This is a genomic window from Enterococcus sp. AZ163, assembly GCF_050498925.1.
Classification (GTDB): Bacteria; Bacillota; Bacilli; order Lactobacillales; family Enterococcaceae; genus Enterococcus_A; species Enterococcus_A ferrettii.
Genome location: NZ_JBIPAO010000019.1, coordinates 1 through 691 on the forward strand (window position 1 = coordinate 1; position 691 = coordinate 691).

The following is a 691-nucleotide window of genomic DNA, read 5'->3' on the forward strand; positions in this document are numbered from 1 at the left end:
TTGGGGTTCATCATGCAACCGTACAAAAAAGGACCATAGAAAAACGAACGAACAACATGATTTAAATGTTAATCATTCGTTTTTGATTTAACGTTTAGCTTCTTCTAACGTTCTACTTTTTTTCTAAAATAAAGATACCCACCGATACTACTAATCAACAGTGCACCTACTACAGTCCACCAAATGGCGTTTATTTCTCCTGTTTTCGGTAAATGTTTCCCAGGTGTGCTTGGTGTCTCAGATTTTGTCGGTGTTTTTGGTTTGTTAGGAGTTGTTGGCGTATGCGTATTGGTAATTAACAGATTTCCTGTGTTTTCACCTGTGATTGTTGCAGCATAGCCATTAACGACATCAACTTCTTTGATTGAATAGTGAATTCCTTTTCCATCTTTATCTGTTGCGTCTAATTCTTTCCAAGAATAGGTCCAATGTCCTTTTTCAGTTAATTCAACAGGCTGACCTTGTTTTTTTCCATTAGCATATAATTGAATCTTGATACTGTCTGGACGAAGTCCATCTTGATTATTAGCATCTTCCCAACGCTTGGTTACAGTCCCACTAATTTTTCCTGGATTATACGTATTGGTAATATTGTAGCCCTTAATCTTAGTTGTATAATCTTTTACAGTATTTTCAGTCACCGTATAAACGATCTCTTGTCCGTCTTTGAATTTTGGTAGATCCTTAAATT

General features: G+C 35.9%; 1 protein-coding gene. It reads right to left on the reverse strand.

Annotated elements, in window-relative coordinates:
- Positions 1–104: 104 nt before the first annotated feature.
- The coding region (locus IGI46_RS25905) for a Cna B-type domain-containing protein (protein WP_429974627.1) at positions 105–691 on the reverse strand (587 nt) is incomplete at its 5' end.